Source organism: Lichenibacterium ramalinae, from assembly GCF_004137085.1.
GTDB lineage: Bacteria > Pseudomonadota > Alphaproteobacteria > Rhizobiales > Beijerinckiaceae > Lichenihabitans > Lichenihabitans ramalinae.
The window spans coordinates 1-13917 of the sequence record NZ_QYBC01000008.1 but is presented as its reverse complement, the minus strand read 5'-3'; the positions used below and the strand labels follow the sequence as shown (position 1 = coordinate 13917).

Annotated in this window: 19 protein-coding genes; 13 read left to right on the top strand and 6 right to left on the bottom strand. The window is 72.2% G+C overall.

Going from position 1 to position 13917, the window contains the following annotated elements:
* Nucleotides 1-16 precede the first annotated feature (16 nt).
* Nucleotides 17-865, bottom strand: coding sequence for an enoyl-ACP reductase FabI (gene fabI, locus D3272_RS10655; protein WP_129219155.1), 849 nt, complete (start codon nucleotides 863-865; stop codon nucleotides 17-19).
* Nucleotides 866-1130: 265 nt separating this feature from the next.
* On the opposite strand from fabI, the gene D3272_RS10650 reads away from it, so the two are divergent.
* Together D3272_RS10650 and D3272_RS10645 are read left to right on the top strand one after the other, a co-directional pair.
* Entirely contained in the window at nucleotides 1131-1643 is a 513-nt protein-coding gene (locus D3272_RS10650) for a sigma factor-like helix-turn-helix DNA-binding protein (RefSeq protein WP_129219154.1), read from the top strand.
* A 13-nt stretch (nucleotides 1644-1656) separates the two neighbouring features.
* A complete protein-coding gene (locus D3272_RS10645; protein WP_129219153.1) occupies nucleotides 1657-2559 on the top strand; it encodes an anti-sigma factor family protein in 903 nt (300 codons plus the stop codon).
* A gap of 73 nt (nucleotides 2560-2632) precedes the next feature.
* On the opposite strand, the gene D3272_RS10640 is transcribed toward D3272_RS10645, so the two are convergent.
* Nucleotides 2633-3565 carry a DnaJ C-terminal domain-containing protein gene (locus tag D3272_RS10640; protein ID WP_129219152.1) on the bottom strand — a complete coding sequence of 311 codons (933 nt, stop codon included), beginning with the start codon at nucleotides 3563-3565 and terminating at the stop codon, nucleotides 2633-2635.
* A 173-nt stretch (nucleotides 3566-3738) separates the two neighbouring features.
* Nucleotides 3739-4176, bottom strand: coding sequence for an RT0821/Lpp0805 family surface protein (locus D3272_RS10635; protein ID WP_129219151.1), 438 nt, complete (start codon nucleotides 4174-4176; stop codon nucleotides 3739-3741).
* Between the two features lie 127 nt (nucleotides 4177-4303).
* Here D3272_RS10635 and pdxH point away from each other — a divergent pair, with 127 nt between their 5' ends.
* The 8 genes from pdxH (at nucleotide 4304) to D3272_RS10595 (ending at nucleotide 9324) form a co-directional block, all read left to right on the top strand.
* A complete protein-coding gene (gene pdxH / locus D3272_RS10630) occupies nucleotides 4304-4933 on the top strand; it encodes a pyridoxamine 5'-phosphate oxidase (RefSeq protein ID WP_245496494.1) in 630 nt (209 codons plus the stop codon).
* 147 nt (nucleotides 4934-5080) lie between these two features.
* Nucleotides 5081-5851 (top strand): SDR family NAD(P)-dependent oxidoreductase, encoded by a 771-nt coding sequence (locus D3272_RS10625; RefSeq protein WP_245496493.1) that lies wholly within the window; start codon nucleotides 5081-5083, stop codon nucleotides 5849-5851.
* Nucleotides 5848-6309 carry an NUDIX hydrolase gene (locus D3272_RS10620; RefSeq protein WP_129219150.1) on the top strand — a complete coding sequence of 154 codons (462 nt, stop codon included), beginning with the start codon at nucleotides 5848-5850 and terminating at the stop codon, nucleotides 6307-6309. Before D3272_RS10625 ends, D3272_RS10620 begins: the two co-directional genes overlap by 4 nt.
* Nucleotides 6306-6773 carry a TIGR02301 family protein gene (locus tag D3272_RS10615; protein WP_245496492.1) on the top strand — a complete coding sequence of 156 codons (468 nt, stop codon included), beginning with the start codon at nucleotides 6306-6308 and terminating at the stop codon, nucleotides 6771-6773. The genes D3272_RS10620 and D3272_RS10615 overlap by 4 nt, the downstream gene beginning before the upstream one ends.
* A 137-nt stretch (nucleotides 6774-6910) precedes the next feature.
* Nucleotides 6911-7168, top strand: a complete 258-nt coding sequence (locus D3272_RS10610) for a hypothetical protein (RefSeq protein WP_428977983.1) — start codon at nucleotides 6911-6913, stop codon at nucleotides 7166-7168.
* 122 nt (nucleotides 7169-7290) lie between these two features.
* Nucleotides 7291-8094: a CAF17-like 4Fe-4S cluster assembly/insertion protein YgfZ gene (ygfZ, locus tag D3272_RS10605; RefSeq protein WP_129219149.1), complete on the top strand. Its 804-nt coding sequence runs from the start codon at nucleotides 7291-7293 to the stop codon at nucleotides 8092-8094.
* Between the two features lie 68 nt (nucleotides 8095-8162).
* Nucleotides 8163-8726: an HD domain-containing protein gene (locus tag D3272_RS10600; RefSeq protein ID WP_129219148.1), complete on the top strand. Its 564-nt coding sequence runs from the start codon at nucleotides 8163-8165 to the stop codon at nucleotides 8724-8726.
* Nucleotides 8727-8772: 46 nt separating this feature from the next.
* Nucleotides 8773-9324, top strand: coding sequence for a tyrosine phosphatase family protein (locus tag D3272_RS10595; RefSeq protein ID WP_129219147.1), 552 nt, complete (start codon nucleotides 8773-8775; stop codon nucleotides 9322-9324).
* Here the strand turns inward: D3272_RS10595 and D3272_RS10590 are convergent.
* Nucleotides 9300-10088, bottom strand: coding sequence for a molybdopterin-dependent oxidoreductase (locus tag D3272_RS10590; protein ID WP_129219146.1), 789 nt, complete (start codon nucleotides 10086-10088; stop codon nucleotides 9300-9302). The two genes, D3272_RS10595 and D3272_RS10590, sit on opposite strands and share 25 nt — an antisense overlap.
* On the bottom strand, nucleotides 10081-10944 hold the full coding sequence (locus D3272_RS10585; protein ID WP_129219145.1) for a cytochrome b/b6 domain-containing protein: 864 nt from the start codon (nucleotides 10942-10944) through the stop codon (nucleotides 10081-10083). The genes D3272_RS10590 and D3272_RS10585 overlap by 8 nt, the downstream gene beginning before the upstream one ends.
* Nucleotides 10945-11000: 56 nt before the next feature.
* On the opposite strand from D3272_RS10585, the gene D3272_RS10580 reads away from it, so the two are divergent.
* Complete coding sequence (locus tag D3272_RS10580; RefSeq protein ID WP_129219144.1) at nucleotides 11001-11288, top strand: exodeoxyribonuclease VII small subunit; 288 nt, start codon at nucleotides 11001-11003, stop codon at nucleotides 11286-11288.
* Between the two features lie 84 nt (nucleotides 11289-11372).
* On the opposite strand, the gene D3272_RS10575 is transcribed toward D3272_RS10580, so the two are convergent.
* Nucleotides 11373-12467, bottom strand: a complete 1095-nt coding sequence (locus tag D3272_RS10575; RefSeq protein WP_129219143.1) for a sulfite oxidase — start codon at nucleotides 12465-12467, stop codon at nucleotides 11373-11375.
* 175 nt (nucleotides 12468-12642) lie between these two features.
* Between D3272_RS10575 and D3272_RS10570 the strand changes: the two genes are divergently transcribed.
* Complete coding sequence (locus D3272_RS10570; protein WP_129219142.1) at nucleotides 12643-13038, top strand: thioredoxin family protein; 396 nt, start codon at nucleotides 12643-12645, stop codon at nucleotides 13036-13038.
* 10 nt (nucleotides 13039-13048) lie between these two features.
* Complete coding sequence (locus D3272_RS10565) at nucleotides 13049-13768, top strand: cytochrome c biogenesis CcdA family protein (protein WP_129219141.1); 720 nt, start codon at nucleotides 13049-13051, stop codon at nucleotides 13766-13768.
* The last annotated feature ends 149 nt before the right edge of the window (nucleotides 13769-13917 follow it).

Here is a 13917-nt window from a genome sequence, read left to right as displayed (position 1 = left end):
ACCGTCGGGGCGGCGCTCAGTGCCCCGCGTCCTTGACGGCGATGTCGGGCGCGGCCGGGTTCTTCATCCCCACCACGTGATAGCCGGCGTCGACGTGCAGGATCTCGCCCGTGACGCCGCGGGACATGGGGGAGAGCAGGAAGGCGGCGCTTTCGCCGACCTCCTCGATCGTCACGGTCCGCCGCAGCGGGGCGTTGAGTTCGTTCCAGCGCAAGATGTAGCGGAAGTCGCCGATGCCCGAAGCCGCCAGTGTCTTGATCGGGCCGGCCGAGATGGCGTTGACCCGGATCCCCTTCTCGCCGAGGTCGGCGGCGAGGTAGCGCACCGAGGCTTCGAGCGCCGCCTTGGCGACGCCCATCACGTTGTAGTGCGGCATCCACTTCTCGGCGCCGTAGTAGGTGAGCGTCAGCATGGACCCGCCATCCGTCATCAGGGTCTCGGCCCGCTGCGCCACGGCCGTGAAGGAATAGCAGGAGATCGCCAGCGACCGGGTGAAGTTCTCCTCGGAGGTGTCGATGTAGCGCCCGGTGAGCTCGTCCTTGTCCGAGAAGGCGATGCAGTGGACGATGAAGTCCAGCTTGCCCCAGGCCCGCGCCACCTCGGCGAAGACGGCGTCGATCGAGGCCGAGTCCGTGACGTCGCAATGGCCCACGACGAGCCCGTCGAGTTCCTTGGCGAGGGGACGGACGCGCTTCTCCAACGCCTCGCCCTGGTAGGTGAAGGCGAGTTCCGCGCCGGCGGCCCGGGCCGCCTTGGCGATGCCCCAGGCGATGGAACGGTTGTTGGCCAGGCCCATGATCAGGCCGCGCCGGCCGGCGAGGATGGAGGAACCCGGGGCGGCGGCTGTGGTGGGCGTCTCTGACATCAGGTTTTCCAAGGTTCCGCGCCGGACGGGATCGAGGCGATGCGGGCGCCCGCGGCGGCCGCGCTTTCGTCTTCCTTAGCCCATCGCCGCGCCGCGAGGAAAGTCCGGCAGCCCGGCGCCCGGCGTCGGAGACCGCGGCGCAACTGCGGCAAAGGATCGGTTAAAATTTGCCTGACGGTGCGTCGTCGGCATGGGAATCGGCGTTGATGTCGCGTAGGTTCGTTAACGCGCCGTAAACCTATCGGCCACAGCGGATCAGGGTAGGATGCCGGGCTTCGCAGACGATATCGGAAAGCTGACGCCGCATCTCCGGCGTTTCGGCCGCGCCCTCGTTCGAGGGCACGGGCCCGCTGCGGCGGACGACCTCGTGCAGGAAACCATCGTGCTGGCGGCCCGGGCCGACCTGCCGAAGCGCGGTCCCACCCTGGCGGTCTGGTGCTTCGCGGCCCTGATCCGCCTCAACCGGCTGCGGAATCGCGCCCCTCTGGTCCCCGAGGGTGACCCCGCCACGCGGCCGCTGCCCTTCCTGCCGAAGGACATCCTGCGGCTCGACGCGCTGCCGCTCGAACTGCGGGAGGTGCTGCTGCTGACCACGGTGGCGGGTCTCGCCTACCCGCAGGTGGCCGATGTGCTCCAGGTCGACATCGCCGTGGTCTTCACCCACCTGACCCAGGCGCGCGACCTCCTGACCCGGGCCGATCCCGCCGCCGCCCGGTCGACCCGTGCAGGCGAACGCGGCAGGCCCGGCGGGGCCTCCCACCTCCGCCTCGTGAAGTGAGCCCGGCAGCGCAATGAGCTACGACACGGCCTTCGACGACGCCGACCTCAACGGTTTCGTGGATGGGCGGATCGACCCGGCCCGCGCCGCGGCCCTCGCCGAGTCGCTGGCCTCCGATCCGCAGGCCCGGGCCCGGATTGACGCCTGGAAGCGCCAGAACGAGAGCCTGCGGACGATGTTCGCCTCCGTGCTGTTCGAGCCGCTCCCGGTGCGCCTCCTGCCCGGCGCCATCCCGACCCGCAACCCGAAGGCACCGGCCGCCAGGCCGCGGGAGCCGGAAGCCCACGAGGCCGCGCCGCCTCCGGGGCGCCTGGCGGGCGTGGTCGTGACGACGTCGCTCGGCATGGCACTGGTGGGTTTCGTCATCGGCGCGCTGGGCAGCCTCGGGACGGACGGCTTCGGCCTCGGCGACCGGCTCGCGACGGGCTGGCGCCACGCCGCGGCCGGCCGGATCCCAGCCTCCGGGGCGCTCGCCGAACGGGCCGCCCAGGCCCATCGCATCTACCTCGGTGACGGCATCCGCCAGGTCGAGCTGACGGCGGCCGAAGAGCCGAAGCTGCTCCGCTGGCTGGAACACCGCCTCGGCGCCCCGGCCCGCATCCCGGATTTCAGCCGCCTCGGCTGGAGTTTCGTCGGGGGCCGCATCCTGCCGGGGCCACAGGGCGCCGAAGCCTTCCTGGTCTACGGCAACGGCGCCGAGCGGCTGGGCCTGCTGGTGTCGCGTTCGCCCACGCCCCCGACGGAGCCGGCGGTGCGGCGTGGTGCCGCCGAGCCGATCGCGGTCGCCAGTTGGAGCGGCGGCGGCTTCTCCTATGCCGTGACCAGCGACCGGGGCGCCGATTGGCTGGCCCGCAACGGTCAAGCCCTGCGCGACAGTGTCGGCGCCCCGATGGAGCCCGAGGTCGCCGTCCCCTGAGCGGGCCGGCCTGGGTCACGCAGCCGCCGACACGGACCGTCTTCCGCGGTCCGGCCGGGCCGCCTGCGACCCTTCACGCCCGGGAGCGCGGATCGTAGGGCTGTTCGTCCCGCAGGCGCTTGGCCAGGGCCTCGAGTTCGGGATCGCTCCGCTCCGGCAGCACCACGCGCGGAGTCACCAGCAGGTCGCCGGCACCGTTCGGCCCCGGCATGCCCTTGCCGCGCAGGCGCAGCGTGCGGCCCTTGTTGGCGCCAGGCGGCAGCGTGATCTCCACCGTGCCGTCGAGCGTCGCCACCGGCACGGTGCCGCCCAGCACGGCCTCGTAGAACGTGACGGGCAGGTCGAGCCTGAGGTCCCGCCCTTCGATGTGGAAGGTCCGGTGCGGCGCATACCGCACCGTGACGATGGCGTCGCCCGCCGGGCCGCCGCTGGGGCTCTCGTGGCCCTGCCCCTTGAGGCGGATCGCCTTGCCGTCCTCGATGCCGGCCGGGACCTTGACGTCCAGCGTGCGGCCGGTCGGCAGCGTGACGCGGGCGGACCCGCCCTTGACCACATCTTCGAGCGGCACCGCCACCGAGGCCGTGACGTCCTCGCCGCGGCTGGGCTGCTGCGCCGTGCGCCGTCCGCCCCGCGCGCCCCCGTTGAGGAGGTCGGCGAAGATGTCGCTGGCGTCGAAACCGCCGCCACCGCGCGTGCCGCGGGCGAAGGGCGAGGCGCCGCCGAAATCGTTGAAGTCGAAGCCGCCGGCGCCGCCGCCCGCGCCGCCGCCGAACCCGCCGAACCGAGGCTTGCCGTCGCCATCGATCTCGCCGCGGTCGAACTGCCCGCGCTTGGTCTCGTCGCCCAGGATCTCGTAGGCGCTGTTCACCTCGGTGAACCGCTCCTTGGCCTTGGGCTCCTGGCTCTGGTCCGGGTGGAATTTCTTGGCGAGCTTGCGGAACGCCTTCTTGATCTCGGCGGCGTCGGCCGACTTCGTGACGCCGAGAACCGTATAGGGATCGCGCATATCTGACCCATCGTCGGCCCGCGCCAAAACAGCGGCGCGGCTGAAAAAACCCAGTGGTGGAGATGGTGCCGCCGGTCCGCGTCAGCAAGCCGCGCGGGAACGGCGACGCGCAATAAGATGGCGGCGGTGCGGCGTCGGGCCTCGGCGTCGGGCCTCGGCGTCGGGCCTCGGCGTCACACCTTGGCGGCGGCGTCGGGCTTCGGCGCGACATCCGTGCCGCGCACCTGCCACGTCCCGTCTCCGTCGCGGCAGGCGGAGCCCGCCAGGTGCCGTTCGGGGGAACCCGCCGGGGCGATGGCACCGGCGAAGGCGCGGCAGACGCGGTCCTGGTCGGCGAAGGGCGGGGCCGAAGCCGCGAAGGCCCCGTGGGCGCCGGTCTGCGGGTTCTGCCAGACCACGCGCGCCCCGTTGCCCTGCGGATCCAGGGCGACGGCGAGCGCCGCCTTGGCGCGGCGCATGTCCTCCCGATCGAGCGCCGGGGACAGCAGGGTCGCCATGGGGTCGATGGATCCCGTCGGGGTCGCATCGGTGGCGATGCCCGACAGGGGGAAGGACAGCGAACAGCCGGAGGTCAGACCGACGGCGAGAGCCAGCAGGCCGGCCCGGGCCACGAGACGATGCGCCCGATTGTTCGGGCCTCCCACGCGGGCTAGACGTTCGGCATGGCCGTGATGGCGGCAACGTCTCGTTCGCTCCACCTTACGCCTCCCACGCTACGCCACCCGGGAAGGACCTAACGTGAATGCGTTAATCCCCAATGACTTCACCCTGAGCGAGAACCCCGATGCGCTGTTCGACGCCTGGATGGCCGAGGCCGAGGCGGGCGAGCCGCGCGACCCCAATGCCATCGCGCTGGCCACGGTCGACCGCGACGGGCGGCCGGACGTCCGGATCGTGCTGCTGAAGGGCAAGGACCCGGGCGGCTTCGTCTTCTACACCAACGCCGAGAGCGCCAAGGGCGAGGAACTGGCGGCCCATGCCGAGGCGGCCTTCGTCCTCTACTGGAAGAGCTTGAACCGGCAGGTGCGGGTCCGAGGCCGCGTCGAATCCGTGTCGGAGGCGGAGTCGGACGCTTATTTCGCGAGCCGCCACCCCCGCAGCCGCCTCGGCGCCATCGCGAGCCGCCAATCGCGCCCCCTCGACAGCCGCGCCACGCTGGAGGACGCCGTGGCGGACCTCGAGGACCGCTATCGGGACCGGCCGATCCCGCGCCCGGCCCATTGGCACGGCTTCCGGGTCCGCCCCTACCAGATCGAGTTCTGGGCGGACCGCGCCAACCGCCTGCACGACCGGATCGTGTTCCGGCGCGGCGAAACGGATGCACCCTGGCCCACCGCCGACTGGAGCCGCCAGCGGCTCTACCCCTGACGCCCGCCCCTGCGCCGCGGGCCCGATGCCGCGCGATCCTTGATCGGGCGGGTCGCCCTCGTCTATCCTGGCGTGGACTTCGCAAAGGGGGCGGTGGCGGCCGCGGCGCCGCTCCGGCCGATCCGCACCGCGACGCGAAACCGTCCCATGTCCCTGTCCTCCATGTCCCGGGCCTCGAATCCCGCGGGTGCCCGCCGCACGATGCTGCTCACCGGCGCCTCGCGCGGCATCGGGCACGCCACGGTGAAGCGCTTCTCCTCCGCCGGCTGGCGGGTGATCACCTGTTCGCGGCACGCCTTCCCGGAGAACTGCCCCTGGGAGATGGGCCCCGAGGACCACCTGCAGGTCGACCTCGCCGACCCGGAGGACATCGTCAAGGCGCTGTCGGACGTGCGCCAGCGGCTCCCCGAGGGGCGGCTCGACGCGCTGGTCAACAATGCCGGCATCTCGCCCAAGGGCGAAGCCGGCGCCCGCCTCGGCACGCTCGGCACCGAGATCGCCGATTGGAAGAAGGTGTTCCAGGTCAACTTCTTCGCACCCGTGATGCTGGCCCGAGGCCTGATCTCGGAACTGCAGCAGGCCCACGGCTCCGTCGTCAACGTCACCTCCATCGCGGGCTCGCGCGTGCATCCCTTCGCCGGGGCCGCCTACGCCACCTCCAAGGCCGCGCTGGCGTCGCTGACCCGCGAGATGGCGGCGGATTTCGGCCCGAAGGGCATCCGGGTGAACGCCATTTCGCCCGGCGAGATCGACACCGCCATCCTGTCGCCGGGGACCGACAAGATCGTCGACACGCTGCCGTTGCGGCGTCTCGGGACGCCCGAGGAGGTCGCCAAGGCGATCTACTTCCTGTGCACCGACCAGTCGAGCTACGTGCACGGCGCCGAGATCCACATCAACGGCGGGCAGCACGTTTGAGCGCCGCGCCGCCGAGCTTCGCCGAATCCCGCGCTTATCCGACCCGACCTTTCCTGGCCGCCAGCGTGGCCGTGTTCCGGGACGGGCTGGTGCTGCTGGCCGAGCGGGCGGTGCCGCCGGGCGCGCGCCGCTTCTCGCTGCCGGGCGGCCTCGTCGAGCCCGGCGAAACCATCCGCGACGCGGCCTTGCGGGAGCTGCGCGAGGAGACGGGGGTCGAGGGCGAGATCGTCGGCTTCAACGACCACGTCGAGGTGATCGAGCGCGACGGCGAGGGCCGCGTCGCCGCGCATTTCGTCGTCGCCTCCTTCGTGGCGCGCTGGGTGGCGGGCGAAGCCACGACGGGCCCCGAAGCCCTGCGCACGCTGTGGGTGCCGCCGGACGGCATCGACGGCCTCGCCACGACGCCGCAGCTGCCGCTCATCCTGCGCCGGGCCGCCGCCATCATGGGCGCGCGGTGACGGCCCGCCGGCGGCTCGCCGGGGCGGTGCTGACCTGCTGCATGGCCGCCGCGGCCCGTGACGGGCTCGCCCAGGGCCTGCCCGCCAACCCGCCGCTGCCGCCACTGGTCGGCGCGTCCGGCCCTCCCGCGCGGCCTCCGCCCGGCGCCGGGGACGGGCTGCCGCCCTACGAGCCGCAGCTGGAACGCCTGGCCGAGCGGCTGGGCACCCTGGCGCTGCTCCGGGGCCTGTGCGGCGACGGCGACGCCGCCGAATACCGGACCCGCATGGCGGCGCTGATCGAGGCCGAAGCGCAGAGCGACCTCCGGCGTGCCCGCCTCGCCGGCGCCTTCAACCGCGGCCTGCGCGGCTATGCCGCGTCCTACCGCGGATGCACGGCTTCGGCGCGGCTCGTCATCGCCCGGGCGCTGGCCGACGCCGACCGCCTGACGCGCGACCTCGCGTCCCGCTATGGCGGCACCTGACGTCGCCGATCGAAGCCGGCACCGCCGCGGTGGCACCGGCAAGCCACAGCGCGGTTTAAAGCGAAGGCGGCCCGTTCCGTTAACGATCGGTCAAGAGTAGGCTGTCCCTCGCCCTTTCGAGACGTTACAGATCGCCCATGATGGACACCACCACCGAGCAGCAAGACCGATTCGCCGCAGCCGAAGAGCGGCAGATCGCGATGTCAATCCTGATCGAGACCTTCGCCGAGGCGGAACTGGATGGGCTCGACGAGGACAGCATGACGCAGGCCGCGCTCTTCGTGGCCTTCCAGAAGCTGGTGAGCTGCTACGGCGAGGACGCGGTGGCGACCTTCGCGGAGCGCCTGCCCGAGCGCGTCCGCCACGGCGAGTTCTCGATCCTCACCCGGCAGTGACCCGACCCGGTCCGCCATCGGACGGTGGATGAGGCGGCCCGGCATCTTGCGTCGCGGCGCCGGGCGTCTATGTCGGCTGGTGCCGGCGGCGAGCCGGCCTGACGGAAGGCACGGGGTCTGGCATGGGGACGGCGTTTCTCGACGATCGCGGCATCGTCGCCGTGGAGGGCGCTGAGGCTCGCGCCCTGCTCCACAGGCTGGTGACCAGCGACGTGCTCGGCCTCGCCCCGGGCGAGGCCCGCTACACGGCACTGCTCAGCCCCCAGGGCAAGGTGATGGTCGACTTCCTCATCGTCGATGCCACGACCGACGGTGGCGCCGACCGCTTCCTGCTCGATTGCCCGGCCGCACTGGCGCCGGACCTGGCCCGCAAACTCACGCTGTACCGGCTGCGCGCCGCCGTCGGCATCGCCGACCGCAGCGCCGATCTCGGCGTGACGGCGCATTGGCCGGACGGGCCCGGCGCCCGCGACCCGCGCCACCCCGCCCTGGGGACCCGCGACATCGGTCCCCGCGGCATCGCCGACCCGGCGGCCCGCCTCGCCTACGAGGCGCACCGCATCGCGCTCGGCATCCCCGAGGGCGGCCGCGACTTCGCCTACGGCGACGCATTCCCGCACGACGTCAACCTCGACCGGCTCGGCGGCGTGGATTTCGGCAAGGGCTGCTACGTGGGCCAGGAGGTCGTGTCCCGCGTCCATCACCGCGGCACCGCGCGCAAGCGCATCGTGCCGGTGCATTTCGACGGCCCGCCACCGGCCGGCGGTGCCGACATCACGGTCGGCGAGATCGTCATCGGCACCATGGGGACGAGCCTCGACGGGCGCGGTCTCGCCATGGTGAGGACGGACCGGGCCGAGGAGGCCGCGGCCCTCGGGGCGCCGCCGGTCGCCGACGGCGTTCACCTGGCCCTGTCGCTGTCGTGACGGCGACCCCGCCCCTCGCCGGCGCGCCTCCGACGGCGGGCGGCGTTCCCGGTCCGGCCTGGCAGCGCATGCTGTCCGGCCGTCGGCTCGACCTGCTGGCCCCGGCCCCGGGCGACATCGACCTCGACGACATCGCCCACGGCCTCGCCCGCGTGGCGCGGTGGAACGGCCAGACGCGCGGGCCCTTCATCTTCTCGGTGGCCCAGCATTCGCTGCTGGTCGAGGCGCTGGCCGGCCATCTCGCGCCGGACATCGACCGGAACGGCCGGCTCGTCGTCCTGTTGCACGACGCCCCCGAATACGTGGTGGGCGACCTGATCTCGCCCTTCAAGGCCTGCGTGGGCGATACCTACAAGGCCGTGGAGAACCGGCTCTTCGCCGCCATCCTGTGCCGTTTCGCCCTGCCCGAACCCGATGCGGCGGCCCTCGCCCTGCTGAAGCGCGCCGATCGGGCCGCCGCCCGTCTCGAGGCCGTGCTGCTGGCGGGGTTCGACGAGGCGGAAGCCATGGCGGTGCTGGGCCCGGCCGAAGCCGGCCTCGACGCCTTCGCGCCCTGGCTCCGGCCGCGGCCCTCCGACGAGGTGGAGGCGGCCTTCGTGGCCCGCTGCCGCGGGCTCGGCCTGCCGGGATGAGCGGGCTCACCAGCGTGGCCGGCTGGCGCGGGTTCGGTCCGCCGAGATGAGCGCCGCCCTGGTGGTCTGCCCGCTGTCGCGGCTCGCCGAAACCCTGGCGTCGAGCCGCGCCCGCAGCGTCGTGACACTGCTGGCCCGGTCCCAGCGGCAGGACCTGCCGGCCTTCGAAGGGCTCGCCCATCTGGCGCTCGACCTGTCCGACATCGTGGGGCCGCGCGCCGGCCACGTCCCGCCGGGGGCCGACCATGTGGCGGCGCTGCTGAATTTTGCCCGGCGTTGGGATCGGCGCGCGCCGCTGCTGCTGCATTGCTATGCGGGGGTCAGCCGCTCCACCGCCGCCGCCTTCGCCGTCTCCTGCGCGTTGCAGCCCGGACGCCCCGAACGAGACATCGCGGCGGAGTTGCGCGCCTCCGCCCCCAGCGCGACGCCCAACCCCCGCCTTGTCGCCCTCGCCGACGCCGCGCTGGGCCGGCGGGGCCGCATGGTGGCGGCCGTCTCAGCCATCGGACGCGGCGCCGACTGCTTCGAAGGCGAGGTGTTCCGGCTCGCCGTGCCGTCCGCCGTGGGTCCCGGTCAGATGCCGGCGTACCAGTTGTAGCCGTTGTCTTCCCAGTAACCGCCGTGGCCGTCGCCGATCTTGGCAAAGCTGTCCACCACCTCGACGCGCATCACGTATTTCGACATCTTGTAGCCGAGCTGGCGTTCGACGCGCAGGCGCAGCGGCGCGCCATGCTCCACCGCCAGCGCGGCGCCGTTCAGGTCGTAGGCCAAGATGGTCTGCTCGTGGCGCGCGGAGGCGAGGTCGATCGAGCCGTAGAAATGCGCCGGCTCGTCGCCAAAGGAGGGCTCGTCGGGCGTGTCGGCGCAGTGGAACACGACGAACCGCGCCTCGGGCTTCACGCCGACGGTGTCGAGGAGATGCGAGAGCCGCACGCCCGACCATTTGCCGATGCAGCTCCAGCCCTCGACGCAGTCGTGCCGGGTGATCTGCGTGCGGGACGGCATGGCGCGCAGGTCCGCCAGGGTGAAGCTGCCGGGCCTGTCGACCAACCCGTCGACGGCGAGCCGGAAGGCCGAGAACCCGTCCTTCACCAGCGCCCTGTAGGCGTCGTCCTGCGGGTCGGTCGAGCCGTTCGGCTTGAACGACCGGCTGATGTCGGCTTCGCCGTATTCCCGGGCGAGCGCGTTCGGCCCCGCGAGGAGGCCCTGGATGCGGCGGGTCAAGGCCTCCTCGGTGCCGAACAGCGCCTGGGTGATGCCGCCGTCACCGCCGCCGCCCTCGCAGCCCGCCAGGGCGAGGCCGCCGAGGCCCGCGAGGCCGGCCTTGAGCAGGCCGCGCCGGGTGGGGTTCGCGTCACGCATGGGTCTCGATCCCCTCGTCCTTGGCTTCGCCCGTGTCGAACCACCCGGTGATCATCGAGCGCATGTTGTTGATCACGCCTGTCAGCAGCACCATGGCGACGTGGACGACGACGAAGCCCACGAGCGCGAAGGCCAGCACGAAATGCACGGTCCTGGCCGTCTGGCGCCCGCCGAAGAGGCTCGTCAGGAACGGGAAGGCGGAATCCAGCGTCGGCGACATCGTCCAGCCCGCCAGCACGATCAGCGGCAGCGCCACGAAGACCACCCCGGCATAGGCCAGCTTCTGCAGGACGTTGTAGCGTCGGGCATTCTCGCCGTGCGGGAAGCGCAGCCGCACGTGATCGACGATGGCCTGCCCGGTATGGGCGAGGTCGGCCCGTCCCGGGACGATGTCTCGGGCGAAATGGCGCGAGACGATGCCGTAGAGGCCGTAGACGACGCCGTTGAGGACGAAGAGCCACGCCATCAGGAAGTGCCAGTTCCGCCCGGTCGACAGGTCCTGGCGGGACGGCAGCGTGATCCAGCTCGGGAAGGCGCGCGGGGTCGCCCGGCCGTCGACCGACGACAGGCCGAGCACGCCGGTCGTCTCGACCGCATGGCCGAGCAGGGCCGCATAGCCTTCCGCCCGGCCACCGACCTCGCGCGCGTCGATGGCGAGGACGGGTGCGTCGAAGTTGGACGCGGAACCGAGATAGAGCGCCGGATGGGCGTTGAAGATCTGCAACCCGCTCATGAACAGCAGCACGAGGCACAGGGCGTTGATCCAATGCGTCACGCGCACGACCGCGCTGTGCCGCTTGCTCCACCGGCCGGGCGGCCGGGCGGGCGTTGGGTCGGCGGGAGAAGCGTGGCTCATGGGACGGGGCTCTGGCTGCCTGCGGGGGCGCCCTTGCCTTCTCGGCCAGGGTCGCCATGGTGTTTCGACGGAAGGGAAGGCGAGGTTTCGGTTTGGATCAGTCAGCGTTGGGCGACATCGCCGCACTGCCGTTCGAGAAGGCGCTCGCGGAACTCGAGGACATCGTCACGCGCCTCGAGCGCGGCAGCGTGGCCCTGGAGGAGTCGATCGCCATCTACGAGCGCGGCGAGGCACTGAAGAAACATTGCGACGCACTGTTGCGCAATGCCGAGATGCGGATCGAGAAGATCACGGTGGGTAGCGACGGGCAGCCTACCGGTGCGGAGCGGTTCGACGCCGACTGAGCGGCGCCGCCGGTGCCGGAGATCCCCTTTGAGGGGTTCCGGACGGGGACACGCCGCCTCGGCGCCGTCGGCCCCGACGCGGCATCACACCGCCATGACCCGGACCCGGTGCCACGCGGCGCTGAGGTAGCCCTTGAAGTTCCACACGTCCTCGGGCCGCGCCGGCTGGGTCTGTCCGGCCGCATCCCAGGCGCGCACGACGAGGTCGTGCTCCCCTTCGGTGATGTCCAGCACCGTGTTCCAGAACGTCCAGCTCCAGGGGCCGTTGCCGCGGGGCTCGATCGTCGCCTGGCGCCACTCCCGCCCCCCATCGGCCGAGACGTCGACCCGCGCAACCGCACGGTCGGTCGCGATGGCGTAGCCCCGCACGACCGTCCGGCCCTTGGGTAGGGTGGCGCCCGCCGCGGGCTCGCAGATGGCCGCGTTGAGCGGCATCTCGGCGATGGCCGTGCCGCGTGACGGATCGTGCGTCTCGGCCCGCATGTCGGGCGGGAACAGGAGATAGTCTTGCGCCTGCTGGAAGGCCGTGGACGGGTGGTCCTGGACGCGGATCTCCCGGATCCACTTGGTGCTCCTCACCCCGGCGTAGCCCGGCACGACGACCCGCAGAGGGGCACCGTGCTCCCGGGTGAGGGCCGCGCCGTTCATCGCCCAGGCGAGCAGGACGTCGCCGGTGAGCGCCTTCTTCAGCGGGATCGAGACGCCGAAGGGTGCGTCCGGGGCGCCCTCGTTCTCGGCGATGTCGGCGCCCTCGAAGGCCACATGCAGGCCCGCCCCCACCGCCGCGCCCGCCGCATGGAGCACGTCGGCCAGGGCCACGCCGGTCCACTCGGCATGGCCGATGGCGCCGGGAGCCCAGGCGTCGCCCGACGTCCGCTCCACCGCCTGCAGGTCGGCCCGGCGGTTGCCGGCGCATTGCAGCACGGCCGCGACGCGTTTCGTCGCGAACCGGGCCTGGAGGTCGGCGAGCGAGAGCGCGAGCGGCGCCGCCACCTGCCCGACCACCCGCACCTTGTGGAGATCACGGTCGAGGTCGGGCACGTCACCGTGTGAACGGACGTAGAAATCGGCGACGTCGGTGACGAAGGCGGCGCGCAGCCGCGACAGCGGAGGTTCCGCGTTGAACGGCTTGGTTCCGTGCACGATGAGGTCGGGCTTGAGGCTGGCGAGGTCGGACATGCGGGGCTACTCCGTCGGTCGCCGGGTCAACCGTCCCGACCGCTCCATGTTGCAGCCTCGCATGCCGACGACGGGAGCACAGCCTGGTCGCAAGGCAAGCCGGTGTAACTCGGGCAGTCGACGTTCGTAGACGAGTGGCGTCGAACGCGACGCTCATCCGAGAGGTCCAGCCGCCATGATCGCTCTCCGCCGCATCGCCCCCATGATGTTCCTCGCCCTGGCCGTCGCGCCGCCGTCGTCGGCCGTCGCGGCCGAGATCTCGCCCTTCACCCCTGCCGCGTTCGACGCCGCCAAGGCGTCGGGCAAGTCGATCCTCCTCGACGTCTCGGCACCCTGGTGCCCCACCTGCAAGGCGCAGCACCCGATCCTCGCGGGCCTGGAGGCCGAGCCGAAGTTCAAGGACCTCGTGGTGCTGAACGTCGATTTCGATTCGCAGAAGGACGTGCTGCGGTCGCTCGGCGTGCGGATGCAGAGCACGTTGATCGCCTTCAAGGGCAGCCGCGAGACGGCCCGCTCGACGGGCGACACGCGGCCCGGCTCCATCGCGCACCTGCTCGACGCCGCGCTGTGAGCGGGCCGGCATGACGGCCGGCTTCGCCCTCGCCTTCCTGGCCGGCGTCCTGTCGGTCCTGTCGCCCTGCGTGCTGCCGATCCTGCCCATCGTGCTCGGTGGCGCCGCGGCGGAACATCGTTTCGGACCGGCGGCGCTGGCGGGAGGCCTCGCGATCTCCTTCGTGGTCATCGGACTGTTTTTCGCCACCGTCGGCTTTTCGCTCGGGATCGATTCCGGGGCGCTGCGCGGAGCCGCCGCCCTGCTGATGGTCGTCATCGGCGCCGTCCTGGTCCTGCCGCCGCTGCAGGCGCGAGTCGCGGCCGCGGCCGCACCCATCGGGCAGTGGAGCGACGCGCGGTTCGGCGGGATCTCGCGCCGCGGGCTGGGCGGGCAGTTCGCGCTGGGCCTCGTGCTCGGCGCGGTCTGGAGTCCCTGCGTGGGACCGACGCTCGGCGCCGCGTCGACCCTGGCGGCGGAGGGCCGCGACCTCGGACAGGTCGCCGCCACCATGCTGCTCTTCGGCCTCGGCTCCGCGCTGCCCTTGCTCGTCCTCGGGACGATGTCGCGGGACCTCGTCCTGCGTTGGCGCGGCCGCCTCCTGTCCACCGGCACGGGGCTGAAGGCGGGCCTGGGTGTCCTGCTGATCGCTGGTGGCGTGCTCATCCTGTCGGGGCTGGACCACCGCCTGGAAGCCGTCCTGGTCGACGCCTCCCCGCCCTGGCTGACGGAGCTGACGACGCGGTTCTGACCACCCTGCCGCGTCCCGAACGCCTTCAGCCCCGCGCTGTCGGGCGCGGGGCTGATGGGTCGGTTCGGTGATGTGGTTGCGGGGGCAGGATTTGAACCTGCGGCCTTCAGGTTATGAGCCTGACGAGCTACCGGGCTGCTCCACCCCGC

What these genes read in the sequence shown, in the direction of transcription:
- fabI (WP_129219155.1), bottom strand. Translation starts at nt 865, where the DNA reads ATGTCAGAGACGCCCACCACAGCCGCCGCCCCGGGTTCCTCCATCCTC.
- D3272_RS10650 (WP_129219154.1), top strand. Translation starts at nt 1,131, where the DNA reads ATGCCGGGCTTCGCAGACGATATCGGAAAGCTGACGCCGCATCTCCGG.
- D3272_RS10645 (WP_129219153.1), top strand. Translation starts at nt 1,657, where the DNA reads ATGAGCTACGACACGGCCTTCGACGACGCCGACCTCAACGGTTTCGTG.
- D3272_RS10640 (WP_129219152.1), bottom strand. Translation starts at nt 3,565, where the DNA reads ATGCGCGATCCCTATACGGTTCTCGGCGTCACGAAGTCGGCCGACGCC.
- D3272_RS10625 (WP_245496493.1), top strand. Translation starts at nt 5,081, where the DNA reads ATGTCCCTGTCCTCCATGTCCCGGGCCTCGAATCCCGCGGGTGCCCGC.
- D3272_RS10610 (WP_428977983.1), top strand. Translation starts at nt 6,911, where the DNA reads ATGATGGACACCACCACCGAGCAGCAAGACCGATTCGCCGCAGCCGAA.
- ygfZ (WP_129219149.1), top strand. Translation starts at nt 7,291, where the DNA reads ATGGGGACGGCGTTTCTCGACGATCGCGGCATCGTCGCCGTGGAGGGC.
- D3272_RS10600 (WP_129219148.1), top strand. Translation starts at nt 8,163, where the DNA reads ATGCTGTCCGGCCGTCGGCTCGACCTGCTGGCCCCGGCCCCGGGCGAC.
- D3272_RS10595 (WP_129219147.1), top strand. Translation starts at nt 8,773, where the DNA reads ATGAGCGCCGCCCTGGTGGTCTGCCCGCTGTCGCGGCTCGCCGAAACC.
- D3272_RS10590 (WP_129219146.1), bottom strand. Translation starts at nt 10,088, where the DNA reads ATGCGTGACGCGAACCCCACCCGGCGCGGCCTGCTCAAGGCCGGCCTC.
- D3272_RS10585 (WP_129219145.1), bottom strand. Translation starts at nt 10,944, where the DNA reads ATGAGCCACGCTTCTCCCGCCGACCCAACGCCCGCCCGGCCGCCCGGC.
- D3272_RS10580 (WP_129219144.1), top strand. Translation starts at nt 11,001, where the DNA reads ATGGTGTTTCGACGGAAGGGAAGGCGAGGTTTCGGTTTGGATCAGTCA.
- D3272_RS10575 (WP_129219143.1), bottom strand. Translation starts at nt 12,467, where the DNA reads ATGTCCGACCTCGCCAGCCTCAAGCCCGACCTCATCGTGCACGGAACC.
- D3272_RS10570 (WP_129219142.1), top strand. Translation starts at nt 12,643, where the DNA reads ATGATCGCTCTCCGCCGCATCGCCCCCATGATGTTCCTCGCCCTGGCC.
- D3272_RS10565 (WP_129219141.1), top strand. Translation starts at nt 13,049, where the DNA reads ATGACGGCCGGCTTCGCCCTCGCCTTCCTGGCCGGCGTCCTGTCGGTC.